This is a genomic window from Neobacillus nitrireducens, assembly GCF_030915405.1.
Lineage (GTDB): Bacteria > Bacillota > Bacilli > Bacillales > Cytobacillaceae > Neobacillus.
Genome location: NZ_CP133262.1, coordinates 3,743,391 through 3,769,283, shown reverse-complemented (window position 1 = coordinate 3,769,283; position 25,893 = coordinate 3,743,391). Strand labels below are relative to the sequence as shown.

Below are 25,893 nucleotides of genomic sequence, written 5' to 3'. Positions count from 1 at the left end.
GAAATGGAGGGGTAAGTATGAAGCTGTATTTAGACCCAGGTCATGGCGGAGAAGATCCCGGCGCCCAAGATAATGGACTGAATGAAAAAGATATTACCTTAGCAATTGCGCTTAAAATACGAACGATTATCCTAAAGGATTATGAAAATGTTCAAGTAAAGATGAGTCGTACAAGCGATACCACTAAAGGCTTAGCTGAGCGCTCAAGTGCCGCCAACGACTGGGACCCAGACTTTTTCCTGGCTATTCACATCAATTCGGCTGACAATTCCGCCCAAGGATATGAGGATTTTATTTACGACGGGTTATCTGATTCAAGTAAAGCTGCAAAATACCAAGATATCATCCATAGCGAAGTCATAAAGGTGAATCAACTGAAGGACCGCGGACAAAAAAAGGCCAATTTTCATGTAATCAGGGAAACCAAAATGCCGTCACTCCTAACGGAAAACGGCTTTATAAGCAATAAACATGATGCCGAGCTGATGAAGGATTCTTCTTGGCATCTAAAAGTCGCTCAGGGTCATGTCAACGGAATAGCCAAGGCCTTTAATCTAAAACGCAAAGTGACGAAGGAAACTACGAAAACAACAACCACACCCAAAATAACTCAAGCCACGACAAAAACAGTCTATACCGTCTATGTAGGCTCCTATAAATCGAAAGAAAATGCAAAAGACAGGGTCGCAGAATTAAAGAAAAAGAGCATTAAATCAGCGATCGTTTCTACAAAAATATCGGGGGCCACCTGGTACCGAGTAAAAGTTGCATCCTATACAACCAACGCCAAGGCAGAAAAACGCCTCAAGGCAATCGAAAAATTAGGATACGATGATGCATTTATTATTACTGAAAAAACAAGTACAACGACAACTAAATCAGTCACCCAAAAACCAGCAGCCAACACCACAAAAGCGGCAACAGCAAAACCCAGCACTAGCACGAATTCAAACACAAGTCCTACCCCAAGCAATAGTCCAAAAGAAGCACCAATCATAGCGGACCCGGGCCTGTTTACCGTTTTAGGTCCGACTTTCCTATCACCGGAACAGATGGATCAATTTGTGAAAAAGGTCAACCCTAACGCACCGGAATTAGGTCAATTTTATCAAACTTACGGGAATTACTACGGGATTAGAGGGGATGTTGCCTTTGCACAAGCCATCCACGAAACAGACTATTTTCGGTTTACCGGAGTCGTCAATCCAGGACAGAACAACTATGCAGGAATTGGAGCAACTGGAGGAGATACGCGAGGGGCAAGCTTTAAAAATGAGGAAGAAGGGGTCCTTACCCAGCTTCAGCACCTGTACGCGTATGCCACTACGAAGCCACTACCCAATCAATATCCATTAGTTGACCCCCGCTTTCAACTTGTCGACAGAGGTTCTGCTCCCACATGGACCGCTTTAAACGGAAAATGGGCTGTTCCAGGTACAACCTACGGACAATCGATTTTAAACCTCTATGAACAAATGATCCATGCTGGATATTGAATCGCAGGAGTCTACACGTAGCTCCTCTCTTCTTCCCAATGATATTTGGAAATTGAAACCGATACTTTTTAACTAAGATATGAACTAAATAATAAGAGCCCTCACAAAAGATGTGAGGGCTGCACTCAATCCATTGATACTATCAAAAGGGTACCTTTTTATAATATCTTCTTGTTGTCAGCGGATGCTTTCTTTGCTTTTCCAAGTGGCAGCTGACTCTCTCAAGCAAGGCCGCAAAAACAATCGGAGAAATAAGACTTCTCAACCCATTAGAAATACCCGCTAATCGATAATCCTTCGTATCAAAAACAGTTAATTCCTTCGAATAATGTTCAGCAAAACGCTCGACTCTTTCCGTAAGTGGACGGGTCAAATCCTCACCTTTTAAGAGGATAATGCTCGTATCCTCTTCTACTAATTCCAATGTACCATGGAAAAAATCGGATGCATGAACCGGACGTGTTTTAATCCATTGCATTTCCTCTAAAATACACATGCCATAATAATAGGTTTGACCCCAATCGATACCTGCTCCTGAGAGGATATGGTAGGGCGTCTCCTTATGTTTGCAGGCAAACTCAGCTGCCCGCGGTTCGATTGCTTCTTTCACGGAAAGGAGCACAGTTGGCAGATGTCTCAATTCCTCAACAAATTGTTGATAGTCGGGAAATTCATTTTGCTTATACAATAAACGGAACACTAGCAAATAGGACTGGATATAGAACGATTCACAGGAGGTATCATCAGCCGCATAATTCACAAAAGTATAATCGGTTCTATTCGCTAATGGTGTCGAGGCATGCCCCACCAAGCTGATCGTTACCGCCCCTTTTTCCTTACAAAATGCAGCCGCCTCCACTGTTTCTTTCGTTGTACCAGATAAAGATGGCAAAATAACCAGTGAATGCTCACCCAAGTGCTGATGGCCCATCAACATCAATTCCGAAGAGATTTCTGTAAAAACGGGTAAGGTGGAATATGTTTTTAAAATATATTCAGCCGGTTGCATTAGGATGGCCGCACCGCCAGTTCCGACAAAGAATAAATTTTCCAATCCGTTCTCTATCAATGAATCAATCACCTGATCAAATTCATCCTTAAGAGATAAGGCACCATTTTGGATCGTTAAATATCTTTCCACATCAAAGTTATACACTATCGCCGCCTCCTAATAAGCCATTTTACGGTAATATCTGCGGATTTCTAACGGATGATTTCTTTCACGCTCAAGGTAGACACTGATTCGGCCAGTCAGTGCCCAGTTCAGGCAGACAGCAAAGTGCTTTCTGAATTCCTCACTGATTCCATCCAAACGGTAATCCTTTGTATCCAAAATGAACAATTCCTTAGTAATATTTTCTGCGAATCGTTCCACACGTTCCACCAATGGACGAGTTTCATCTTCGCCTTTGAATAAAATTACACTTGTATCCTCCTCCACCAGTTCAAGCGTGCCGTGGAAGAACTCAGCGGCGTGAATGGATTTCGACCTAATCCATTGCATTTCCTCCAGGATACACATGGCGTAGGAATAGGTATTGCCCCAAAGGTTCCCGGCCCCAACCAGCATGTGGTAGTCGGTATTCTTATGCTTTATTGCAAATTGCTCCGCTTGGGAGTCAAACTGCTCTAACGCATCGACCATCCCTTGTGGTAAAAGGGCAATTTCTTTCGCAAACTGATCATATTGCGGGAATTCATCATTGTTATAAATAAAGCGAAACGTAAGCAGCTGTAAGTGAATAAAGAAGGTATCAAACGAATGCTTCTCATGACCAGTAGAGATGTAATACTCCACCGTCTCAGCCAATGGGGTGCCTTGTTCAGCTACTAGTCCTATGGTTGTGGCTCCTTTGCTCTTGCAGAACTCAGCAGCAGCTACTGTTTCTTTTGTGGTTCCCGTAACAGAAGCAAAGATACAAACAGAATCTTTGGTCAAGTGGCGATTATTCATTACTAGCAGCTCAGCCGCAATCTCTGCATGAACCTCCAGCGTGGAATTAGACTTAAAAATATACTCATATGGATACATCATTGCAATCGTTCCACCGGAACCAATTAAGAATATGTTTTTAAATCCTTTAGCCGAAATTTCATCCACAATCTTCTCTATTTCCTCTCTCTTCGCTAATGCCTCTTTCCCAACCAATTGCAAAAATAAATCCGCATCAAATTTTAACATCAAAAATTACCTCCAAATTCATAATTAAATTATTGAGACTATCATTGATAAAAACACAGTTGGTGCCTGACACCTTTTTTAGTAAGGTACTTTCCACATATATCTTCTTGTGCTTAGTGGATGGTTGCGGGCTGTTGCTAATTCTTCTGCGTATTGGCGCAGAATGGTTTGCAGAACGAGTGGGGCAATGTAGCCTTTGACACTTTCGGCTACACCTGTCAGGTCAAATTCCTTTGCATCAAGGACAACTACCCTTTCTCCATATTTTTGAGTGAATTCTAATGAGCGTTCTTCTAATGGACGCGTCTCGTCTAAACCTAATAATTGAATCACTGGCACGTCTTTATCCAAGACTTCAAATGGCCCATGGAAATATTCGCCGGCATGGAGGGCATGGGAATGAATCCACTGCATTTCCATCAGCAAGCAAATCGCGAACCAATAAGCAATTCCATAATTGGCGCCGCTTGCCATCGTGTAAATTACTTTTTCATCTTTATAGGATTGGGCAAATTCCTTTGCCTGATTTAAATACTTTGCCTTCTCCTGGACTAATATTGGGTCTAAATTTTCTAAAGACGAAATGATATCGGAAAACTTTTCATTCCCTTCCTTAGCTGCTAGAAGACCAAAAACAAGTTCAAGCATCACAGCCGGTGACTCATTCACATACTTCGCTTCTTGCCCATCCTCATAAACAATGACATATTCAGAAGCTTGGGCAAGCGGCGATTGGGAATCAAAGGTTAACGAGACGGTAATTGCGCCTTTTCCCCTTGCAAACCGGGCAGCCTCAACCGTCTCCGGTGTTTTTCCATAGTGGGAGCACAAAATCACCAGCGACTTTTCATTAAGTTTCCGTGGGTTACGATGAATAAACTCATTTGAACTATACAGGTCCGAATCAATCGTTTCACTTTCCCGGTCTAATACATATTTGCTTGCATACATGAGAGAAGATGAGCCACCGCATCCTACGAAATAGACACGATCAATGTCCCTTTCTTTAAACACATCCAAAGCCTTTTGTACGTCTGTTAACATTTTTTATCCTCCTCTATTTATTGACTTTTACCGTTAAAACTTCTTTTTGGCTATATTGGAGCCTTTGAAATGTTTCGAAACAAATCAAGGCAAATCCACAAATAAAAATACATGCAAACTGCAGTACAAACGTCCCAAATTCATCGTAGAGTAGTCAGCCCAAAGTGAAAAATATCATTTGGTATATACCATTTAAACCAATCATATGAAACTGGAGTGAATGAGCATGAACTAGGAACTCGAACTCTTCCTATCTTTTTTCATGCTCATTCCACTCTTTCACAAGCTGACTTATCCTTTTACACTTCCGGCCGATAGGCCACGGACAAATTGCTTTTGGAATACAATATACGCGATAATCATTGGCAGCGCCGAAATGGCCAACCCAGCTAATTGGATACCGAAATTGGTATTCAACTGACTGCGCAAATTCATCAGACCCACTGGAATTGTCCTTAGGGCAGAGTCTTCTACAAAAACTAACGCAAACATAAATTCATTCCACACATTCATCCCCGTTAGTAATGCACACGAGGCAATAATCGGTTTGCCCATCGGAACAATTATATGCCGATATACCTTCCAACTATTACATCCATCAATAATCGCCGACTCCTCAAGTTCTTTCGGAATCGATAGAAAATAGGATCGCATTAAAAAAATTGAAAACGGCAGTTGAAAAGCCACATATGGTAAAATCAATGCCCAATAGGTATTATAAAGTCCAATCGCCTGCAGTAATTTGTATAAAGGAATTAAACTGACCTGCGGTGCCAACATTAACCCGCTTAGAATAATCATCAATAAAATATTCTGGCCTTTAAACTGGAAGCGGCTCAATCCATATGCTGCCATTGACCCGAGCAGCAGCACCGTTACAACTGAGATCACCGTGATGAACACACTATTTAGGAAAAAGTGGCCAATCCCTGCATCCCACGCAGCTTTGTAATTCTCCCATAGCCATTCCCTCGGCAGCGACCAAGTATTTAAGAAAAAGTCCGCATTGGATTTAAGTCCACTCAAGCCGAGCCATATGATCGGATAAATGATCACCAATGCAAAGAGACTAAACCATATAAGGACACCCGTTTGAAAGATTCTATTTTTCACCTTCAAGGATAGTCTTGGGCTCCCTGTCTTGATTTCTTTTATTTCATTCGTCTTTACAACTGGGTTATTAGTCGTCATTGCCTTACGCCTCCTGTCCCGATTTGCCTATTTTCAACTGAATTAAGGATAGGGTAAGGGTTACGACAAAAATAATCGTCCCAATCGTGGAGGCATAGCCCATTTCATCATTTCGGAAGGCGGCCCGATACAGCATCGTTCCTAATACCTCTGTTGAACGACCTGGTCCCCCATTGGTCATCACATACACTTCATCAAATACTTTGAATGCACCAATCACGGTAATCACCGTTCCGACAAGAATCATTTCCTTCATCTGCGGTAAGGTAATATATAAGAACGTTTTTATCTTAGAAGCTCCATCAATCATTGCCGCTTCATAATATTCAAAAGGAATTTTTTGCATCGCAAGCAAGAATAACATCACCATATAACCGGTGTACTGCCATTGTGAAACAGCAACAACTGCATAAATGGCCGTTTTACTATCTCCCAGCCATGAGAGGGCCCATTCTGATTGTCCTAATGTCTTTAAGACGCCGTTCACTAAACCCACTTCCGGGTTATAGAGAAGCTGCCATAACAAACCAACTACTGCAATTGAAATAACAGACGGGATAAAAAAGACAGTTCGGAAAAAGGGCTGAAACCTTCTAATTAATTTATCTTCTAAAATGGCGGCAATGATTAAGCCCAAACCAACCTGGAACACTAATGAAATGACGGCATACAGGGAATTATTTTTCAAAGCGGTAAAAAAGATTGGATCCTTAAAAAGTCTGCCATAGTACTCTAAGCCAACAAAAACTTTTCCCGCTTCAAAGGAATTCCACCGAAACAAACTGTTATACAGGTTTAACATGATCGGCAAAAATACAAAAAACAGGATGAAAAGGAGCGCTGGCAAAATATAAAGTATGGCGGTTCGGCTGTTTCGAAATGTTCTTGTCATCCCCAACTTCCTCCTAGGAGGGGGTAAGCAAGTGTACCCTGCCTACCCTTTCTCGTTTATAAAAGTGAAACATATAATAACTTTGTATATTGTCTAGTTCCGTCGCCCAGCGGCTCCGCTTTTCTTTATTCCACTTCGCTCTGTACCTGTTTGGCAACCTTTTGCACTTCTTTGATAATTTCCTCTGGTGATTTGGATCCATCAAGCAACAGCTGAATGTTGGATAAATACACATCTGCTACCTTTGCATGAACGTCTGTATCGAGCCACTCAGCCATACCTTCGGCTTTCTTCATATAATCGACACCTTCCGCTACTTCCTTCAAAGCTGTATCTGGGTTGGTTGCCCCGTCAATCGGACTTGGCCAGCCAATTTGTTTTACAAGCTTTAAAGCATTATCTTTGCTAGTTAAAAACTTTAAGAATTTGATGGCTTCTTTCGGATGCTTTGTTTTTGAAGAAACAATAAATCCATCCGGTGCGCCAGTGATGAAACTTTGGCTGCCCTTACCATCTGCAATGGACGGCATAGGGAAGAAGCCCCAGTTTCCTTTCATATTATTCTCGATGGTTTGGAACTCTTCTAATTCAACATAGAAGATTGCCCCCTTACCAGCCGCAAAGAGCTGCTGTGCCATATCATGAGAACTAGAGTTAACATTCTTCATAAAATAACCCTTTTTATTCAAATCAGCCAACATTTCCATTGCTTTAACATAGCCAGGATCTGTGAACTCTCCTGATTTAGGATTATAATCTTTCATTCTCACATCCTGTGCGACCATCTTTTGGTTTAATCCTGTTAAATAATGAATCGCTGCCCATGGGCTTTGGTTTCCAAGAATAATCGGCGTTTCTCCGCCCTTTTTCAGGGTGTCTAGAACTTGGATAAATTCATCCCATGTAGTCGGTGCCTGCAGTTGGTATTTATCAAAAATCTTCTTGTTGTAAACAAAGAATTTACCATTAAAACGAAGTGGAATCCCATAATTTTTCCCGTTGGATGTGAAAGGCTGAAGCGATGCTGGAATAAAACTATCCTTCCAAGCCGTATCTTCATTTAAATAAGGAGTTAAATCTAAGGCTGCATCGGCACGAACAAATTTCCGGGCAAATTCACCCGACCAGGAAAACATTATGTCAGGAACTTCATTACCGCCTAGGATTACACGGAGTTTATCTTTAATCGGTTCATCTGCAATCGCTTCCATTTTTATCTTGATATCTGGATTTTCTTTTTCAAAAGCCTTCACTACCTCTTCAAAATAGGGAGCATATTCTGGCTGCGGCCACTTATGCAAAAACTTTAAAACGACCTTCCCCGACTCTTCACCGCTGGAAGAGGAACTAGAACATCCTGTCAAGACGAGCGCGAACGCCAATAGTACTGCTAATAAAACGTTTATCTTCCTTCTCATTTCATTAACCCTCCTTATTTTTTTACATCAACCAAAACAAAGTGGACTCCCTTCACCTCCTAAACCTATACCGAAAGTAATATTCCAATGTCATAAGATATTAAAAAGGAATCCCATGACCAAAGGCACCATCAACTAGACAGGTTTTTGCCGCAAACTTTGCCCCTTCTTCCATGCTGCTTTTTAAAAGGAAGGTATTCTGATGAATATCAGGATTTTTCCTTTTTTCAGTGAGATAATGTAAAATAAATGCGGTAAAAAAGGAATCCCCCGCACCTAGCGTATCAAGGGGCTGAACAAAGTGAGGCTCCTGGCGGTAAAAGGATTGGCCGTCATAGATAACTGAGCCTCTGGAACCCATTGTACCCAGCACTAATTTACTCCCATAGGAATAGACACGTTTTAGTAGACTCTCTACTTCCTCATCGGCCAATTTCCCACACGACAGCAAGCTGAAATCAATATACTGGCAATTCTTCTCAAGCAATTCATCGTTATAATCACTTGAAAAGTCATAGGATACTAGGATTCCGGATTCTTTTAACTTATGTAATTCTGAATTCATTTCACTGTAAATGCTGGTATGAGCGATATCAAACCTTTTAATATATTCCACATCTTCTAGGCTGAGGACGATTGGATGCTCAACTTGAACACCGCCCCCATTCCCACCGATGAACACGCGGTCACCATCCACTAAATCAACCGCGGCAAAGCCATTCTCCCCTTCATGCTGCCGGCAATGGGAAATATCCACCTCCAAGCTTTTTAAGGTGGCAATAATATGCCGGGCAGCCCGATCATTGCCGAACACACCAAGGTATGCTGCTTCAACCCCTAACTGCTTGGCATAAACACTAAAATTTAACGCATTTCCACCTGGGTACATCGTTTTCTTATAAACATATTTATCCACCACATTATCACCCACACCGATTACCTTCATGAAAAAACCCTCCTAAAATGACTAATGGTATATACCACTTAATTAAAGTTGAAATGATTTTAACCATCATTTCAACTTTAATTCAGAATAAAACTTAACGATGTCACTTCTCGTTAACGAAGTCGAAAATTCTATTTCCTTTTCATTACTATCAAAAGCAACTGCTTCTTGAAATATACACGGACTCTCGGAACGGACTTTTAACAGCTTGCTCTCACTTTCATCAGATACCGCCACCTGCATAAACTCCTTTGCCATGACAAGGACGATCCCGTATTCTCTTTCTAAAATCTCATACAAGGAATCATTATCCGTAATCATTTCATCGAGTCCAGGACAAATTTTCTCTGCCAGGAATGATTCTTCAATTGAGATTGGAGTCTCATTAACAAGCCGAAGCCGTTGAATGGCAATCAGTATCTCTCCTGAGGCGAGTTTTAGCTTTTGAGCTAAATTAGGTGTTGCTTCAATTTTACGAATCGAAAGAATCTGTGTGCTCGGTATTAATCCTTTGCTCAGCATGTTTTTGGTAAAACTATTAAACGTAACAAAGTCCATTTGGATTTTCTGATTGTTAATAAAGGTTCCCGAACCTACACGTCTTTCCACAACACCTTCCCTTTCGAGGATTGACAAGGTATGTCTTGCGGTCATCCGGCTGATTTGAAACTGCTCAGCCAATTCCCTTTCCGACGGAAGCCTATCACCGTGCTTAAGCTTACCGCTCTCTATCTCGTCAAGGATCTTATTCTTTAATTGTTTGTAAAAAGGAATATCCTCTTCATCACGGATCATTCTACTCATCTCTATTTCTCCTGTATATTCATCTATTTAATACAAAGGATATAGTATTTTTGCTTCATTTGTAAACTCTTATTCCTTCTTATGGTATATACCATTTACAGCAAACTAATGTGAATTTTTCTGGAAGTAGTGAATAGGTTGTAATCCGTTAAAAGCGCTTACAAAATAAGCGATTCTAAGTTGATTTTAGCGAAGGAGATTTAAAGAGTGAAGATATTTTGTCAGAAAAATTAGTTAACTCCAGAATAAGTCAATTCCTACTTCTTGTCAATATATGATCGACTAAACAAATTTCTACAAATTTTTTAAAAGTAAACGTTCAATAATTCTATTTTAGAATAAGTGCTGCCATGTTTAACTAGTATATTAAATTGATTGGAATAGTAGAAACTCATCCTTTATAACAAATATTTCCTTCCCCCTGTCCTTTTTGCCGACTTTCTTCTATATAGAAGGTGAAAGGGGGTGAGGGACAATGGCACAATCACTTTTGGAAGGGACAAAGCTTCGTTTAGTGTATGAGGCAGGAATGGATGATAATGGCGAGCTCATTCTACGGGCCAAAACTTTTAGCAATGTAAAAAAGGAAGCGACGACCGACCAGTTATTTCAGGCGGCATTAGCACTTTCTGTTTTAGGCACTGATACGCTGAAAAAGGTCGAACGAAATGACAGCGTGGAAATTCTAGCATAATAGGGTCATCGACTGAGGCTAAGAAAGGAGGTGAATAACTGTGGCAAAAACTTTAGAATTACAATTCGGTACCGAACTTGGCAAGACTGCTCGTATCACTGTCGACAATCCGAAGGAGCCGATCGATGAAGAGGTCGTCAAGATGTCGATGTCGCAAATTATTGCATCCGATATATTCACATCGGGAAGTGGCAAGTTTATTTCGGCAAAAGGAGCAAGAGTCGTCGACCGTAGCGTAACGGATTATGAATTAGTTTAATTTTTGAGAAAGGCCGGATTCCCGTGGATCCGGCCTTTCTCCTATTTGGAAAATATTTGTTATTTTTCAAAGTAAAAAATAAGCAAGCAGAAAAAGCAGTGCTAAACTGACTACCCCACCAAGAATGATTAGGCGATTTCGTGATTTCCTCGTATCGCCTTGTTGATTACTTAGCTTCTTTTGGCGTTTATTGTCAGCTTCCTGTTTTTGGCCGATGCTTTTTCTTTCAAAAAATGAAGCCAATTTATTATCGTCACTGATGGCTATTTTCCGATCAGCACTAGCGAGAAGCCTTTCTAATTCTTCCACTGTTGTCGGGTCCTCTATTGCAAGCATTTCTCCGGCTGACTCTCTAATGTCGGAATGCATGCGGATGATTTTGATCAACTGCCGAATATCAGAAACAGCCCCTAACCGTGGTTTTCCTTCCAGGATTTTGGCCTCCCCGGCCCCATATAAAATCACTTTTCCGTTCGAAGTAATCCAGATGTTCTCAGCAGAAATCGACCCATGAATGATTCCTTTTTCGTGAAGATGCTTGACTGCTGTAACCAGCTGTTTTACTTCATCTGACGCTAGCGTCCCTTTTTCTAGTAATGTCAGCCCTTCCTCGCATTCTAATAGGATAAACAAGTGATCTTCGTCGACCTTCGCCAGCTGCAGGATGCGCGGTAAATGGCTATAGTCGGAGATAACTCTCTGATACTCCTCCTGTAACTGATTCCATTGGGCCTTTTTAAAGTCCATGGATTTATTAGAGAAATCAGCTAACCTGAGGATATACGTCCTTTTCGTTTCCTGTTCCACTACTTCAAAAACACTAAGGCCAAATTCATTCGAATAGAGCTTCCTTTTTATATCAAAACCACCAATATCCAATGATAACACCATGCTTTCTTTTATTGTTGCGTTCTTACCTGTATGCTGGAAAGAATCGAACCCGAGCTGCCCTCCACTCCATCATGAAGCGTGCAATTTTTTAATCAGACGCTCACTACATCAATTATACTCACGAGAAAATTGGTAATGATAGTAGTGGAGGTGAAAAAAAGATGACAATAGATCCAAATCTTCGAGCGAGTATGCTGGATGATGAATGGAATAGTGAAGAGGTTCAAAATGAAATCATGTTCACTGGAATCACCCGTGACCAATGGCTCGAAGACAAACTAACAGATGATGACAGTCAGGAAGAAGAAAATGACGATTATGTCTGGTAACTTAAACACAACAAGCCACGGGAGATTCGTGGCTTTTAATCATTTCTGGTGATTGGGTGCCATTCACTAGCGGATAACCCCCATTTACTGGTGAAATAACCCGCGGAGACCCCACACCACATAAAAAAAAGGCCGGAAATCCGGCCGAATATTTTAACGGTTATCCACTTTTTCCGGATAAAGATCATGATTCATCAAGCGGAAATGAGCCATCTCTTCGTACTTGGTTCCCGGCTTCCCATAATTGCACCATGGGTCAATCGAAATCCCGCCCCGTGGAGTGAACTTGCCCCAAACCTCAATATACCGTGGGTCAAGCAGCTTAATTAAATCATTCATGATGATATTCACACAATCCTCATGGAAATCGCCATGATTTCTGAAACTGAACAAATACAACTTCAATGACTTACTCTCGACAATCTTTTGGTCTGGAACATACGAAATATACATTGTAGCAAAATCCGGCTGGCGCGTCAGCGGGCATAAACTAGTAAATTCCGGGCAATTAAATTTCACGAAATAATCACGATCCGGATGCAGATTATCAACCGCCTCCAACACCTCTGGTGCATATTCAAATGAATAGGTAGTCCCTTGATTACCTAATAAAGTTAAATCCTTTAAACCTTCTTCATGGCTTCTGCCAGACATAAAAGAACCCCCTAGTATTATATCCCGAGACTTCTTCAAGAGAGTGTTTTTTGCTGCACAGCTCTATTTTTCAAACTAAAAGAATCCAACAAAAAAGCCACGTCCAATATGGACATGGCTTTATAGTCATGAATCCATAGTTTTTTATAGAGGGTATCAGCTATGAACCTCTTTCGCAAGTACGGGTATTCTCTTCCCCATATATTATAGAACACTAAACAAAACGTCAATTGAAAATTTATGGGAGGCACACTAACCTTCGTTTCGGGTAAAATGCTTTTCTGAATAATCATTTAGCAATTCCGTAAATTGGGCACGTGTGTTTTCCTCTAAATAAAAATGTACACCATACATATAGAGTCCTTCAGACATCTCATCCTTCCAAATAATGACCCCTTGAATATGGATTTCGTTTATTTCCTCTGTCTCAAAAGAAAAGATAATCTTCTGATCGACCATTAATTTTAAATTGGATAAAAACCTCAATCCGCCTGGACCGATATTTTCAATAAAGACAACGGTATTCTCTTCTTCTATCCCTATCTCGATTTCTTTTCGATTAATTAAAGTCAGGACGGATTCTAACGGATAATTTATTTTTATCCGGTAAGAATTTTCATTTATTAAATTGGAAATTTCTATGTTTGAAGAATGTAAAGTTAACGATTTTAGTGCCATAGATAATATACCCCTTTATTAAAAATCTATATAAATCATAAAAACGATATCCCTTTTCATGATCAGTAAAATTCACCTGCCTGTTTATTACTATTAACGGCTTTTTTTCATTATCGTTGAGCCCTTTTCCTTGTTTTCCCGTTCCTAAACAGACAAAATGACCCCCAATTGCTTGGCAGGTCATTCGCTCCATTCCTTTTCAAGTACTTTTTTTAGTTTTTTTAGGATTTGTGAATTCAGCTGTGAAATTCTTGATTTATGTAGATCTAATATTCTCCCGACTTCACTCATACTCAAATTCTCATAATAGATCAATGATAGAATGATCCTTTCTTTCTCAGGTAAATCATCGATTAATGAAGCTAGAATTTTGCTGCGCTCTTTCTCTTCTATTATCTTAGATTGCTCCACTACGGATTGGTCTGCAAGTAAATCAATCTTTAATTGAGCCTCTTCTCCCTGTTCAATTGGTTCAAATAAGGATTCTTGTTTTTCAAAAGAAACTTGTGTCATAATCTTTTTACAGTCGTGCTCACTGATCTGTAAATAATTACTTACTTCCGAAATGGTTGGCTTCCTAAATAGGTTTTGCTCTAAAACTTCGTATGCATGCTTCACTTCTTTTTCTTTTTTCCTTAACGTTCTCGACAACGGATCGTTCCTGCGTAAACCGTCATAAATTTCGCCACGGATTCTTTGTGAGGCATAGGTTTCAAACTTTACATTTTCACGTTGGTCATATTTTCGGAGGGCATCTAATAAACCCATCATACCGAAAGAAAGGAGTTCGTCCTCTTCCACATTGTGGGGAAGACTTCTTTTTGTATTCTTTACTATTTTATGGACCAATGGCAGGTATTGATCAAATAACTTTTCTTCCAGCTGTTGACTCAAAAGTACCCCTCCTCCAGTTTGATACGATATCTTAAGTTATTTTTTAACCAATTGAGAAAGCTTGTTGATAAAACCCTTTACCCCGGTAATATTCGTGCGATTATCCATATTCAAATAGATATTCACCATATCCTTCATCCATTTAGCCGGTTGAGACTTAGGATATTTTAGGTAAAAAGGGGACTGTTCTAGCACCGATTGAAACACGATCGAATCATTCGGCAGAAATCCCAGAACATCGATCTCTTTTGCTAAAAACTGTTTCGTCACCAGGCGCACCCGATTAGCAATCGCAATCCCATCTTGTGAGTTTTGGACACGGTTTACCACTAACCGAACTTGAAGGTTCGAATCTTGATGATTTAAAATTTTAACGACGGAATAGGCATCTGTGATCGCTGTGGGTTCAGGAGTTGTAACAAGAATAATTTCATCTGCCGCTAAATGGCAACGCTGCGATTCCTTCGAAAGGCCTGCCCCTGTGTCAAATAAAATGATATCCGCATACCCGTCCAGTCTTCCTAGTTCAGTAAATAAATAATTAGTATCGTGTTCACTTAAATCCAAAATTTCCTCAAAGCCGCTCCCGCCGGAAATCAGTTCTAAGCCATTGGGCCCTTTTTCAAGGACGTCCCAAATATTTTTTTTATGCCTTACCATATCTATCAGATGGTCCTTAACATTCATTCCTAAAAGGATTTCAAGGTTGGCCATCCCAATATCTAAGTCGATAAGGACCACTTTTTGTCCTGCTTCAACCAGTGCTAAGGCAAAGTTTATCGCAAAATTGGACTTGCCAACTCCACCTTTACCACTTGTGATTGATACAACTTTGGTTTCCCTTCCCTGTTTCATATTATTAATACGCTGATGCAATTCTCTCAGTCTGTGTGCTTGATCCTGCTTCATCTTCATCGACTCCCACAATCTTTTTAGCCATATATTCTGGGTCTGCTAGCATAATGTCTTCTGGAACACCTTGTCCCAAACTAAGAAAAGATAATGGGTACGGGTAATGATAAACTAAATTTAATGCAGCTCCATAACAAGTGCTTTCATCCCACTTTGTGAGGATGACTCGATCAATTTGCACCGATTTCATTTTTTCTACAATCTGTTTCATATCCTTCCACCTGGCAGTCATACTAAGGACCAAGTGATTCTCTTGCTTTAATTGTTGTGTGAGTAATTCATTTATTTCTTCGATATATTGCTCTTCTAGGTAATTTCTTCCTGCACTGTCCATGAAAATCATTTGGCAATTCTTTAAGTTAACCAGTGATTGTTTTAGCTGATCTGAACTCTCGACAACTTCAATCGGGATATTCAAAATGGTGGCATAGGTCTTTAGCTGCTCAATCGCAGCGATTCGGAAGGTATCTGCCGTTAAAAAGCCGACCTTTTTCCGCTGATTTAACACTTGTCTTGAAGCAAGTTTAGCAATGGTTGTCGTTTTACCCACACCCGTCGGTCCAATTAAAGTAATCATGTTAACATTTGAATCCAAACCTTCTGGTGCAACGCACTCCTGAAATAACTTTGTTAAGGTGCTGATGACAATATTCCCAATTTCCCTTTCGGTTTTCTGCTCCAATAAAGGGTGGAGAGACGTAATTCTTTTGGCAATAAACTGTATAACTTCAGCATCAACTTCCTGATCCTCTAACCGTTTCATCCATTTTGCTAATCCTCGTGAAGTTTGATCCTGTGATTGATTTTGATTGGTGACAAATTGTCCAAGCAGCTTTTCCATCTGATTTAACCTGTTAAGAACTTCTGTATCAACTTGTTCCTTATTGGTCTGTATAGGCCCAGATGGCTCACGCTTCTGATCAGACTCCTCCGAGGCAGCGATTACTTCTAGCTGTTTCCTTTGAAACAGGCCAAGAAAACCTCCTGTTTTCATTTCCTTCGTATTAAGAATGACGGCATTTTCTCCTAACTCTAACCGTATCTGCTGCACGGCCTGTGGTAGTGACTTTACGATATATCTTTTAATCTTCATGCGGTAACCACTCCAACATCTTGAAAATGAACGACACCAATATTTTGAACTTCCACATCTGATTCCAATTCGTTAAATGAAATCACAGGGATATCCTCATTAATACGTTCCACAATTTGCTTGACATACATCCGAATCGTTGGCGATGTCATGATAATCGGCTGAATTCCCACCTTCACAACCTGTTGGATTGTCTCATTTAAAGATAGGACCAATTGCTGAATCGATTGCGGATCTAGCGTTAGATAAATCCCTTGCTCTGTTTCTTGAAGATTTTCGCTAATCATCTTTTCAACTTGGGCATTTACGGTAATCACTTGAATCATTTTACCCACAGTCAACTTTTGGGTAATTTGTCTTGATAGACTCTGCCTCACATACTCGGTCAAATAATCTGGATTTTTCGTAAAAACAGCCCAATCAGCAAGGGTTTCAAGGATGACAGGCAAATTGCGAATCGAGACTTTTTCTTTCAACAGCTTTTGTAATACTTTTTGAATCTGACCTATCGATAACAAGGATGGAACAAGCTCTTCCACAATGGAGGGATATGTTTCTTTCACCTTGTCAATCAGTTGCTTCGTTTCTTCTCTACCTAAAATCTCGTGCGCATACCGTTTGATCGTCTCAGCTAGATGGGTGGTGATGACGGACGTAGCATCCACCACGGTATAGCCATAGATCTCTGCTTTCCGTTTCATCTCATCATTGATCCATAAAGCCGGTAGGCCAAAGGTTGGCTCGACCGTTTCAATCCCGATGATACCGTGATCTTCATCATCCGGTGCGAGCATCAAATAGTGATTAAGGAAGATTTCCCCTTGGGCGATCTCGTTGCCTTTTAACTTAATCATGTACTCATTTGATTCTAAATTGACATTATCGCGAATCCTGATGATTGGAATCACTAATCCTAACTCTAAAGCGATTTGTTTTCGAATCGCGATGACCCGGTCTAAAATATCGCCGCCTTGTGTGGCATCCGCTAATGGAATCAAACCTAACCCAAATTCAAATTCCAATGAATCCACTTGCAGCAGGTTCAGCACATTCTCCGGACTATTTTCTTCTTCGATTGGCAGTTCTGGCATTTCTTCCAATTCTTCGGCTTCTTTATCTTTTGCTTTTTGCATTTTATAGGCGGAAAAAATTAACAGACCAGCAATACTCCATGTTAACAGAATTCCAATCGGCGTAACCAAACCAAATAAAGCAATACAGCCAGCAACCACATAAATCAACTTCGGATAGGCAAATAATTGCTGGGTTAAGTCATCACCTAGGCTGCCATCAGAGGCTGCTCGTGTAACGATGATCCCCGTTGCTGTTGAAATTAACAGTGCTGGGATTTGACTAACAAGACCATCTCCAACTGATAATAACGTAAAGGTACTCGCGGCCTCAGCAAAATCCATCCCCATCATGGTCATCCCAATGACGAAACCACCGATGACATTAATAAATAAAATGATGATTCCAGCAATCGCGTCCCCTTTAACGAACTTGCTTGCCCCGTCCATCGCCCCGTAGAAATCAGCTTCATGCCCTACTTTTTCCCGGCGCGCACGAGCGTCTTTTTCACTAATCATCCCTGCATTTAAATCGGCGTCGATACTCATTTGTTTACCTGGCATTGCATCTAGGGTGAACCTTGCAGCCACTTCGGCTACCCGCTCTGAACCCTTCGTAATCACAAGGAATTGAATAATAACGAGGATTAAAAAAATGATAAATCCAATGACCGGATTTCCACCAATCACGAACTCTCCAAAAGTTGCTACCACATGGCCGGCATTCCCATGCGAAAGGATGGAACGAGTGGTTGAGACATTTAACGCTAACCGAAATAGTGTCGTTAACAGTAGCAAAGACGGAAAAATCGAGAAATCTAAGGGTTCCTTTGTATTCATTCCAACTAGTAAAATCGTGATAGATAGAGAGATATTAATGATCAGCAAGATATCTATTAGTATCGTAGGCAATGGGATGACCATCATGACAACGATGAGTAACACAGCAAGTAATACGAAAATTTCTTTAAACTTCATTTTTCCACCTTATTCTCTGAACGACTTAGAACTTTCCTTTTAAACGATAAACATAGGCGAGGATTTCAGCGACTGCTTTAAACAATTCCTCGGGAATCTCCTGACCAATCTCCACATTTGCATACAAGGCCCGGGCTAACGGCCTATTTTCAGATAAAATAATCCCATTTTCTTTTCCAATTTCTTTTATTTTTTGCGCCATAAAGTCAACACCCTTTGCGATCACCACTGGTGCCCTTGTATCATTGGCATCATACATAATCGCAATCGCATAGTGGGTGGGGTTCGTGATGATAACATCTGCCTTTGGCACATCCGACATCATTCGGTTTAACGACATCGCTCGTTGCAATTCCTTGATTTTCCCCTTGACCAAGGGATCACCTTCACTTTTTTTATGTTCATCTTTTATTTCCTTTAATGACATCTTCATTTTCTTCTCATGGTCATATTTTTGATAAAGAAAATCAGCTGCTCCTAAAACCACATATACGCCTGAGGTAAACACTCCGACTTTAATGATAATCGTAAAAAGGTAATCAATAATTTGCCTAATCCCCATTTGGGAAAGGTGCAAAAAGGTTCCTATTTCCTTTTTAAGTAAAAAATAGGCCATCCCGCCAATGAGGACAATCTTCAAAATATTTTTAAGTAAGTCCACAAGCGACCGGGCCGATAAAATCCGTTTCGCCCCTTCAAGCGGATTAATTTTTTTAAAATCAAATTTTAAATTTTCCGTGGTCAATAAAAAACCAAACTGCAGGTAATTTGACAATAAGCCAACAACAAACAACATGGCTAAAATCGGCAAGACAATTTTTATAGTAAGCAGCGATAAATCGACGAACAGCTTATGTGTACTCGCTGCAGATAAATCTAGTAATAAATAGGAAGAAAAAATATTTTGAAACAAAACTAGAATGTTCGTCGCAAAGTATTTGCCATAATAGAGCAAGAATAGAAAAAATGACACTAGCATCAAGGATGAAGCTACCTCAGCACTCTTGGCTACTTGGCCTTTTCTTCTCGATTCCCTTCTCTTCTGCGGCGTCGCTTTTTCTGTTTTTTCCTCCGCGAAAAATTGTAAATCTAATGTTAGTAAAAAGCGGCTGTCACTGTTTCCCCTCATATAGATGCTCCCATAATTTGAATCATATGACCGACAGCTTCAAACATCTGTGCAAACAAACGATGAAGCAACAGGAAAAAGCCTGGTAGCGCTAATAATAAAACAAGATAATAGACACCAATTTTCACTGAAAAGCCGACGACCATCAGATTGATTTGCGGTGATGTTTTTCCAATGATGCCAAGCACTAAATCAACCAAAAATAACGTAAACACAATCGGTGATGCCAGTAAAAACGCTATTTCAAACGAGCTTTTAAACGTTTCTAGTAAGAACGTTGAGATGCTGCCATCGATTAAGGCAGGCACCAGCGCATCCACCGGAATCCATTGATAGCTTTCAAGTACACCTTGGATGATTAAATGGTGACCATCGAGCGATAATAGAAACAGTGTCGCCAAGGCGTTTTTAAACCTTCCCGATAAATTGGCGTTTGTTCCAGCCTGAGGGTCGAACACTGCTCCCATCGCAAAACCACTTTGAAGATCAATCAAGGTTCCGGCTAATTGAATCGCATAAAAAAGAATAGAGGCAATGAAGCCGAGACCTAATCCGATCATTGCTTCCTTCATAATGAGGAGGATGAATCCTGCTGAAAAGGCGTGAATCTCAGCTTGCTCGGTTGAAATGGTGACAATAACCGCCAAGAAAAAAGAGAGTCCAATTTTAAAAGATGCTGGAATGGATCTCGACATAAAAATCGGAACCGTCATAAAAAAACAAGCCATCCGAACCATGATAAGTAGAAAAACAGGTAATTCATTTAACCAGTCCATCACTGTAAGTTACCCTACAAACTGTGACAGATTGCCAAAGATTTGTTCCGTAAAGTTTAATAACTGCCTTAACATCCACGGTCCAAAAACCAATAAACCAATAAAAACGGCAATCATTTTTGGAACAAACACGAGTGTTTGCTCTTGGATTTGGGTAACCGCTTGAAAAATACTAATAATTAAACCCACTGCTAAAGCAAGTATTAAAATAGGCGCAGCGACAAGACCTGTGACATAAACACTTTGCTTCGAAATTTCAATAACCATTTCCGGTGTCATGATCGTACCTCTCTTATTTAAAAGCTGGTAAGTAAGGATTTAACAATTAAATGCCAGCCATCTACTAAAATGAATAACAATATTTTAAATGGTAAACTGATCAGAACAGGTGGCAGCATCATCATCCCCATGGCCATTAAAATGCTGGACACAATCATATCAATGATTAAAAAAGGGAGAAAAATCATAAATCCCATTTGAAAAGCCGTTTTTAGCTCACTGATCGAATAGGCTGGAACTAACACATGTAAGGGAATATCATCGATTGTTTCTGGCTTTTTCTGCTTCGAATAATCGAGAAATAAGTTTAAGTCTTTTTCCCTTGTGTGCTTGGCCATAAATTCTTTGATTGGCTTTGCGGCCGTATCAAGTGCTTGTTCCTGAGTCAATTTCCCATCCATAAACGGCTGATAGGCCTCTTTGTTAATATCAGAAAAGACGGGGCCCATAATAAACATCGTGAGGAACAGCGACAGACCAATGATGACCTGGTTAGGCGGCATTTGCTGTGTGCCCAGTGATGTTCGCACAAACGATAAGACAATCACAATTCTCGTAAACGAAGTCATCAGCAGCAGAATGGACGGGGCCACAGAAAGAATCGTTAAGAGAAGCATGATTTTGATGGATGTGGACACGCCTCCCGGCTCCGAACTACTCAAATTCACACCGGGTATGGTCGCATCAAAGGCGGCAAAACTAACATCATAAAAGCTCAACATAAGAAAAGGTAATAGGATACATATTTTTTTTAGCAACTGAATCTCCGCCATCTTTGTTAGTCTTTTAACTTGTTGATTGGAATACTGGTTGAATGAACCTGGTTCATTTGCGACAGAAAGGTTTGTTCCCAATCCTCTGTCTGTTTCTTTTTAAAAGGAAAAAGTTTAGGTAGTTGCTTTTTTTCTGCTTCTACTACAAGTGATTGCAAAATCAAATCTTGTTCTTCTCCGGGTTCGATGGTCCGAAGCAGTTGAACATCATTGCCGACTCCTAAGATATACAGTGTTGTGCCAATCATCATTAATTGCAGGGAGCGATTCCCACCTAATGAATGGCCGCCCATCGTATACATGGGGCCCTGCGAAGTCATTTGCTTCGATTTGGCTTTCAGAAATTTTAAACACAAGAGTAATAGAATGATAATTGCGGCAAACGAAAAAATAAATTTCAGAACTTCAGGTACAAGCGAATTCTTTTCCCCTGCTGAAGGTGTTCCCTGGGTAGCAACCGTATTTTTTTGGCCTTTACCCGTTTGATAGGCATCATAAACGGTATTGCCCTCCTTAGCATAGGCCGCTTGATGATGTGAAAACGAAGAAAACAGTAAAAGGAAACCGAAAACTAAGGTGATCTTTAGATGGATATTCTTCAATCTGCACACCTCTAATCGTTCATTCTTTCTTCGCGTTCTTGCTTAGAAACGATATCCGTGATGCGAATCGCAAATTTTTCATCCACGACGACCACTTCCGCTTCGGCCACAGCTGATTCGTTAATGACCACATCCACATGCTCCCCAGCTAATTTATCGACGGATATAATCACGCCGGGTTTAATTTTCAGAATGTCCCTGACCTTCATATTCGTTTTACCTAGTTCGACAATTAATTGGAGATTCACATCTTCAATGGAGTTTAATTCTTTACTAGAATTTGATGATTTAACTCCCTCGGATAACGGGGCAAATTGGACCGTTTGGATTCTTTTTGACTGCTTATCATTCATGTTTAGTTCGCACTCTCTTTTTTAGCCAGATTGTTAGTAGTTTTTGTGAAAATAGCGGAGCACCGCCATTTCATCTAATTGATTTTGTTCTTCTCTATTTATTTTTTCGGTATATTCCTCTAAGGATTTTTCCCGCCAGGAACTCCAAATCTTTTCTTCTTGGTTTTTAGCCAATAACAGATTATTTTTCAAATGAAACTCTTGGGTAAGTTCGTTCACTTTTTTTCTAGCTCGATCAATTTGCTTATTTAAGAAATGGATATACTGCTCTTTTTCTTGGATGTCTGTCACTCGAAGAGAATTTCGCATCATCGTTTGGTAGTCTTGTATATAGCTGTCTTTTTTTTCAAGCAATTGTAGTAATTGATGTTCGGCTGTTTCTTTTATTGTTTTAATGACATTCATTTCATGAAATGCCGACTCCGTTTCTTTTTCTTTCATCGTCAAGATTTTTTCAAACCGAAATTGAAAACTCATTTAACCATCTCCCCAAATTGTTCAATCATTGTTTGAATGGAATGCTCTAGTTGGGATGGTTCATTGACTCCTTGTTTTAAGAAGGTGTCGATCCAGCCCTTATATTTAATGGATAAATCAATTTCTGGGTTTGCCCCTTGTTTATAAGCACCAATTTTGATTAAGTCCTCAGCTTCTTGATAGACAGCCATGAACTGTTTGATTTTCTCCGCCGCCTGAATATGTTCCAATGCCGTAATATCTTTCATTACGCGGCTTACGCTATTTAGAATATTAATCGATGGAAAGTGGCCTTGGTGGGCTAATTTCCGATCTAATACAATATGTCCATCCAAGATTCCTCTTACCGTATCAGCGATTGGTTCATTCATATCATCGCCGTCAACTAAGACCGTATAAAACGCGGTAATTTCACCCTTAGGCCCAGTCCCTGCCCTTTCTAACAGCTTTGGCAGCATCGCGAAAACAGAAGGAGTATACCCCTTTGTTGTTGGCGGTTCCCCGATCGCAAGGCCAATTTCTCTTTGCGCCATCGCGTAACGGGTAACGGAATCAATCATTAAATTGACACTCAAGCCTTGATCCCTGAAGAATTCTGCAATCGTTGTGGCGATAATCGCCCCTTTAATCCTAACTAAGGCCGGCTGGTCACTAGTGGCCACGACAACGACAGACTTTTTCAACCCTTCTTTTCCTAAATCTCTTTCGATAAAATCAAGTACTTCTCTGCCGCGTTCTCCAATGAGGCCAATGACGTTAACATCCGCACTGGTGTTTCTCGCAATCATCCCTAGCAGCGTGCTTTTTCCAACACCGCTCCCTGCGAATATTCCGACCCTTTGGCCTCTGCCAACTGTTAACAGCCCATCAATCGAGCGGACCCCCACATTCAAGGGCTGGTGAATTCTTGGCCGTTTTAAGGGATTAGGTGGATTGTTATTCGTAACTACTTCAACTAATCCAGAGGGGAGCGGGCTTTCATCCATTGGTTTGCCTAAACCATCTAAAACCTTCCCAAGTAGATCCATTCCCACCTTAACGGTTAACGGTTTGCCCGTGGCAACCACCTCACAGCCTGGACCAATCGAAACAATTTCTCCTAATGGCATCAACAGCACTCGATTCCCTTTAAAGCCGACCACCTCTGCTTCTAATGGGGGCTCATTCGTAGCAGGATAGATTTGACAAACCTCGCCCATCTTGACGTCAGGACCTTGTGATTCAATGGTAAGACCGATGACCTGGGTGACCTTTCCATTAATTTTGATCGGATTAATCGTCTGTAGGGTATGTAAATATTTATCAATCTCCAGCATTTTTTTCATACGAATCATCCTGTAATGTTTTCAGTAATGCCTGCTTTATTTCTTTCAGCTGTACATCCAATCGAGCGTCAATACTTCCATACGAAGTGCGAATGACACAGCCGCCTTTTTCAATCGAATGCTCCGGTAAAATTTTCACTTCGACCTGTCCCTCCAGCGATTCAAGTAATTGATTGCGCTGATTTTGGACGAATGTAAAATCTTCCGGACTTACACAGATTGAAATCATCGAGCGTTCATTGGAATAGACGAGGTTTTGTTTAATCATCTCAATCAATACTTCCGGTTTAGAATCAAGTTCCTTTTGAATAATTTTAGATGCAATTTGGACCGCTAAGTCGATAACAAATGGCTCAGATTCATTAATAATTTCTTTTTTATCTTGATAAGCCTTAGTTAATAGTTCTTGAGACAACTGTATTTTAGAGGTGTATTCACTCTCTGCTTCCTGCTTCCCTTGTTCGAACCCCGCGCGAAAGCCCTGCTGTTTGATATCTTCAAGGTCTTGCATCACTTTCTCTTGCTGGATCCGTTTCCAGTTCTCAAGCTCGGATACTGCTTGTTCTTTTTCTAGTAGACTTTGCTCTTTTGCACTCTTCAGAATGGCAGCTGCTTGTTGTTCGGCACTTAATAGAAGTTCTTCAGCGGATTGACTTGACTGGATGCAATCAGTCGTATCATCATTTCCTCTTTTCTTTGACAATAACAACATAGCTTCGATGACAGGAGAGATCGTGGTAGACTTGAAAATCTTAGACGACAACGGCCTCTCCACCTCTTCTCTCAATCAGAATCGAGCCTTCTTCTTCCAGCTTACGAACGATTCTTACAATCCGGCCTTGAGCTTCTTCTGCTTCTTTGAGTCGGACAGGCTTATCATATTTCCCTTGTTCTTCAAGTAATTCCGCCCGTCTTTTTGAGATATTTTTATAGATTACTTCTTTTAAATCTTCACTGGCAATTTTTAAAGCTAAATACAAGTCTTCACTGTCAACATCGCGGAGAATACGTTGAATGGAATAATGATCTAAGAAAGCAATATCTTCAAAGATAAACATCTTTCCTTTGATTTCCTCTGCCAAGTTTGGGCTTTGCTCCGATAAGGCTTCTAAGATATGTTTTTCTGTCCCGCGGTCAACGCTTGTTAAAATATTGACGATGTTATCAATTCCATTGTTTACTGTATAATCATGTGACGAGGTGGTTGCCAGTTTTTCTTGCAGAACTTCTTCCACCTGTCGAATCACTTCTGGAGAAACGGTGTCCATGAGCGCAATTTTTGTGGCTATATCCGTTTGCTTTTCTGCTGGAAAAGAAGAAAGAATAGCCGATGATTTTTGCGAATCCAAATAAGATAAAACAAGTGCAATCGTTTGGGTATTTTCATATTGTAAAAGGTTTAAAATTTGAACGGGTTCGGCCCGATGAGCAAAGTAAAACGGCTTCTTTTGATTTTTCTCTGAAGAGCGATGGAGCATTTCCTTTGCCTTCTCTTCTCCAAATGATAAGGCAAGTAAATCCTTGGCAAAATGTTCGCCGCCTTTGGAAACGACGTTTTTATCCGTTGCCATCGTATAAAATTCATCTAAAACTTCTTCTTTTACACTTGAATCAATCCATTGAAGATTGGCAATTTCTTTTGTTAATAACTCCACTTCATCTTCTTTCAAATGTTTATAGACCGTAGAAGAACCTTCTTTTCCTAAAGAAACCAAAAGGATCGCCACTTTTTGAAGTCCCGTTAACTTGCGCAT

At 40.4% G+C, this 25,893-nt stretch carries 29 protein-coding genes; 4 read left to right on the top strand and 25 right to left on the bottom strand.

All coding sequences use genetic code 11. The annotated features are described in order from the left end of the window. Positions 1-17 precede the first annotated feature (17 nt). Positions 18-1,496, top strand: a complete 1,479-nt coding sequence (locus RCG22_RS18285; protein ID WP_308104099.1) for an N-acetylmuramoyl-L-alanine amidase — start codon at positions 18-20, stop codon at positions 1,494-1,496. 142 nt (positions 1,497-1,638) lie between these two features. On the opposite strand, the gene RCG22_RS18280 is transcribed toward RCG22_RS18285, so the two are convergent. From RCG22_RS18280 to RCG22_RS18245, 8 genes are all read right to left on the bottom strand, one after another. Continuing rightward, positions 1,639-2,652: an SIS domain-containing protein gene (locus RCG22_RS18280; protein WP_308104098.1), complete on the bottom strand. Its 1,014-nt coding sequence runs from the start codon at positions 2,650-2,652 to the stop codon at positions 1,639-1,641. Between the two features lie 12 nt (positions 2,653-2,664). Further along, positions 2,665-3,678, bottom strand: coding sequence for an SIS domain-containing protein (locus RCG22_RS18275; protein WP_308104096.1), 1,014 nt, complete (start codon positions 3,676-3,678; stop codon positions 2,665-2,667). A gap of 78 nt (positions 3,679-3,756) precedes the next feature. Beyond that, entirely contained in the window at positions 3,757-4,722 is a 966-nt protein-coding gene (locus RCG22_RS18270) for an SIS domain-containing protein (RefSeq protein WP_308104095.1), read from the bottom strand. 291 nt (positions 4,723-5,013) lie between these two features. Then, a complete protein-coding gene (locus tag RCG22_RS18265) occupies positions 5,014-5,913 on the bottom strand; it encodes a carbohydrate ABC transporter permease (protein ID WP_308104094.1) in 900 nt (299 codons plus the stop codon). Between the two features lie 4 nt (positions 5,914-5,917). Then, complete coding sequence (locus RCG22_RS18260) at positions 5,918-6,805, bottom strand: carbohydrate ABC transporter permease (RefSeq protein ID WP_308104093.1); 888 nt, start codon at positions 6,803-6,805, stop codon at positions 5,918-5,920. Positions 6,806-6,930: 125 nt separating this feature from the next. Continuing rightward, entirely contained in the window at positions 6,931-8,223 is a 1,293-nt protein-coding gene (locus RCG22_RS18255) for an ABC transporter substrate-binding protein (RefSeq protein ID WP_308104092.1), read from the bottom strand. Positions 8,224-8,323: 100 nt separating this feature from the next. Next, the gene (locus tag RCG22_RS18250) at positions 8,324-9,169 is read right to left on the bottom strand and encodes a fructoselysine 6-kinase (RefSeq protein ID WP_308104091.1); all 846 of its coding nucleotides are present in this window, start codon (positions 9,167-9,169) and stop codon (positions 8,324-8,326) included. A gap of 66 nt (positions 9,170-9,235) precedes the next feature. After that, positions 9,236-9,973 carry a GntR family transcriptional regulator gene (locus RCG22_RS18245; protein ID WP_308104090.1) on the bottom strand — a complete coding sequence of 246 codons (738 nt, stop codon included), beginning with the start codon at positions 9,971-9,973 and terminating at the stop codon, positions 9,236-9,238. Between the two features lie 475 nt (positions 9,974-10,448). Here RCG22_RS18245 and RCG22_RS18240 point away from each other — a divergent pair, with 475 nt between their 5' ends. Next, positions 10,449-10,667, top strand: coding sequence for a DUF1659 domain-containing protein (locus RCG22_RS18240; RefSeq protein ID WP_308104089.1), 219 nt, complete (start codon positions 10,449-10,451; stop codon positions 10,665-10,667). Positions 10,668-10,707: 40 nt separating this feature from the next. Further along, positions 10,708-10,926, top strand: coding sequence for a DUF2922 domain-containing protein (locus tag RCG22_RS18235; protein ID WP_308104088.1), 219 nt, complete (start codon positions 10,708-10,710; stop codon positions 10,924-10,926). Between the two features lie 66 nt (positions 10,927-10,992). Here the strand turns inward: RCG22_RS18235 and RCG22_RS18230 are convergent, their stop codons facing one another. Further along, positions 10,993-11,817, bottom strand: a complete 825-nt coding sequence (locus tag RCG22_RS18230) for a protein kinase domain-containing protein (RefSeq protein ID WP_308104087.1) — start codon at positions 11,815-11,817, stop codon at positions 10,993-10,995. A 161-nt stretch (positions 11,818-11,978) separates the two neighbouring features. On the opposite strand from RCG22_RS18230, the gene RCG22_RS18225 reads away from it, so the two are divergent. Beyond that, the gene (locus RCG22_RS18225; protein WP_308104086.1) at positions 11,979-12,146 is read left to right on the top strand and encodes a hypothetical protein; all 168 of its coding nucleotides are present in this window, start codon (positions 11,979-11,981) and stop codon (positions 12,144-12,146) included. Between the two features lie 153 nt (positions 12,147-12,299). On the opposite strand, the gene queF is transcribed toward RCG22_RS18225, so the two are convergent. The 16 genes from queF to fliG form a co-directional block, all read right to left on the bottom strand. Then, positions 12,300-12,800 carry a preQ(1) synthase gene (gene queF, locus RCG22_RS18220; protein ID WP_308104085.1) on the bottom strand — a complete coding sequence of 167 codons (501 nt, stop codon included), beginning with the start codon at positions 12,798-12,800 and terminating at the stop codon, positions 12,300-12,302. Between the two features lie 252 nt (positions 12,801-13,052). Further along, complete coding sequence (locus RCG22_RS18215; protein ID WP_308104084.1) at positions 13,053-13,478, bottom strand: PilZ domain-containing protein; 426 nt, start codon at positions 13,476-13,478, stop codon at positions 13,053-13,055. A 180-nt stretch (positions 13,479-13,658) separates the two neighbouring features. Beyond that, on the bottom strand, positions 13,659-14,372 hold the full coding sequence (locus tag RCG22_RS18210) for a FliA/WhiG family RNA polymerase sigma factor (RefSeq protein WP_308104083.1): 714 nt from the start codon (positions 14,370-14,372) through the stop codon (positions 13,659-13,661). Positions 14,373-14,408: 36 nt separating this feature from the next. Beyond that, positions 14,409-15,281 carry a MinD/ParA family protein gene (locus RCG22_RS18205; RefSeq protein WP_308104082.1) on the bottom strand — a complete coding sequence of 291 codons (873 nt, stop codon included), beginning with the start codon at positions 15,279-15,281 and terminating at the stop codon, positions 14,409-14,411. After that, the gene (flhF, locus tag RCG22_RS18200; protein ID WP_308104081.1) at positions 15,232-16,377 is read right to left on the bottom strand and encodes a flagellar biosynthesis GTPase FlhF; all 1,146 of its coding nucleotides are present in this window, start codon (positions 16,375-16,377) and stop codon (positions 15,232-15,234) included. Before flhF ends, RCG22_RS18205 begins: the two co-directional genes overlap by 50 nt. Beyond that, positions 16,374-18,425, bottom strand: a complete 2,052-nt coding sequence (flhA, locus tag RCG22_RS18195) for a flagellar biosynthesis protein FlhA (protein ID WP_308104080.1) — start codon at positions 18,423-18,425, stop codon at positions 16,374-16,376. The genes flhF and flhA overlap by 4 nt, the downstream gene beginning before the upstream one ends. A gap of 25 nt (positions 18,426-18,450) precedes the next feature. After that, a complete protein-coding gene (gene flhB, locus RCG22_RS18190; RefSeq protein ID WP_308104079.1) occupies positions 18,451-19,554 on the bottom strand; it encodes a flagellar biosynthesis protein FlhB in 1,104 nt (367 codons plus the stop codon). After that, a complete protein-coding gene (gene fliR, locus RCG22_RS18185) occupies positions 19,551-20,330 on the bottom strand; it encodes a flagellar biosynthetic protein FliR (RefSeq protein WP_308104078.1) in 780 nt (259 codons plus the stop codon). The genes flhB and fliR overlap by 4 nt, the downstream gene beginning before the upstream one ends. A 9-nt stretch (positions 20,331-20,339) precedes the next feature. Next, the gene (fliQ, locus tag RCG22_RS18180) at positions 20,340-20,609 is read right to left on the bottom strand and encodes a flagellar biosynthesis protein FliQ (protein WP_098262819.1); all 270 of its coding nucleotides are present in this window, start codon (positions 20,607-20,609) and stop codon (positions 20,340-20,342) included. Between the two features lie 17 nt (positions 20,610-20,626). Next, on the bottom strand, positions 20,627-21,331 hold the full coding sequence (gene fliP, locus RCG22_RS18175) for a flagellar type III secretion system pore protein FliP (protein WP_308104077.1): 705 nt from the start codon (positions 21,329-21,331) through the stop codon (positions 20,627-20,629). 56 nt (positions 21,332-21,387) lie between these two features. Beyond that, entirely contained in the window at positions 21,388-21,984 is a 597-nt protein-coding gene (locus RCG22_RS18170; protein ID WP_308104076.1) for a flagellar biosynthetic protein FliO, read from the bottom strand. Positions 21,985-21,995: 11 nt separating this feature from the next. Further along, positions 21,996-22,337 carry a flagellar motor switch protein FliN gene (gene fliN / locus RCG22_RS18165; protein WP_098262821.1) on the bottom strand — a complete coding sequence of 114 codons (342 nt, stop codon included), beginning with the start codon at positions 22,335-22,337 and terminating at the stop codon, positions 21,996-21,998. A gap of 33 nt (positions 22,338-22,370) precedes the next feature. Beyond that, on the bottom strand, positions 22,371-22,814 hold the full coding sequence (gene fliJ / locus RCG22_RS18160) for a flagellar export protein FliJ (protein WP_308104075.1): 444 nt from the start codon (positions 22,812-22,814) through the stop codon (positions 22,371-22,373). Next, positions 22,811-24,130 carry a flagellar protein export ATPase FliI gene (fliI, locus tag RCG22_RS18155; RefSeq protein ID WP_374049479.1) on the bottom strand — a complete coding sequence of 440 codons (1,320 nt, stop codon included), beginning with the start codon at positions 24,128-24,130 and terminating at the stop codon, positions 22,811-22,813. Before fliI ends, fliJ begins: the two co-directional genes overlap by 4 nt. Then, positions 24,117-24,902, bottom strand: a complete 786-nt coding sequence (locus tag RCG22_RS18150) for a FliH/SctL family protein (RefSeq protein ID WP_308104073.1) — start codon at positions 24,900-24,902, stop codon at positions 24,117-24,119. The genes fliI and RCG22_RS18150 overlap by 14 nt, the downstream gene beginning before the upstream one ends. Continuing rightward, entirely contained in the window at positions 24,892-25,893 is a 1,002-nt protein-coding gene (gene fliG, locus RCG22_RS18145; protein ID WP_098262825.1) for a flagellar motor switch protein FliG, read from the bottom strand. Before fliG ends, RCG22_RS18150 begins: the two co-directional genes overlap by 11 nt.